The following is a 502-nucleotide window of genomic DNA, read 5'->3' as shown; positions in this document are numbered from 1 at the left end:
CCCCGAATTCGCCGATCATCACGTTGCTCGGTTTGATGTCGCGATGCAGCACGCCGCGCGAGTGTGCGTACGCGATCGCGTGGCACAGATCGAGGAAATGGGGAAGCATCGAGAGCCGATCGACAATTGCCGGACTGTCCCGCAGTACATGCGACAGCGTCTTACCGCGCACCAGCTTCATCGTGTAATACAGCGAGCCGTCGCGACGTCGCCCAAGTTCGTATACGGGCACAATAGAAGGGTGCTCAAGCTGGCCGGTGATGCGCGCTTCCTGCAGGAAACGCGCAAGCTTGGACATGCTGATACGAATCGGCGTCGGCGAGTCGGCAGCTTCGGCGGGCAAAGGCAGCAATTCTTTCAGCGCAACATCGCGGCCGAGATGTTCATCGTGGACCAGTAGTACGCGGCCTACGCCGCCCCGCGCATATTCGCCGTGGAGTGTGTAGCGGCCCGGCGTTTCTTCGACACCGGGATTGCTCAGCAAGCCGCCTTCCCGGTAGGA

Annotated in this window: 1 protein-coding gene; it reads right to left on the bottom strand. The window is 61.2% G+C overall.

Going from position 1 to position 502, the window contains the following annotated elements:
• Positions 1–484, bottom strand: a 484-nt coding sequence (locus JNK74_30610) for a protein kinase (GenBank protein MBL7650519.1), incomplete at its 3' end; no start/stop codon positions are given.
• Between the last annotated feature and the right edge of the window lie 18 nt (positions 485–502).

The sequence above is a fragment of the Candidatus Hydrogenedentota bacterium genome (genome assembly GCA_016791475.1).
Lineage (GTDB): Bacteria > Hydrogenedentota > Hydrogenedentia > Hydrogenedentales > JAEUWI01 > JAEUWI01.
Note: the sequence above shows the minus strand (reverse complement) of the source record. Positions and strands in the feature narration are given on the sequence as shown.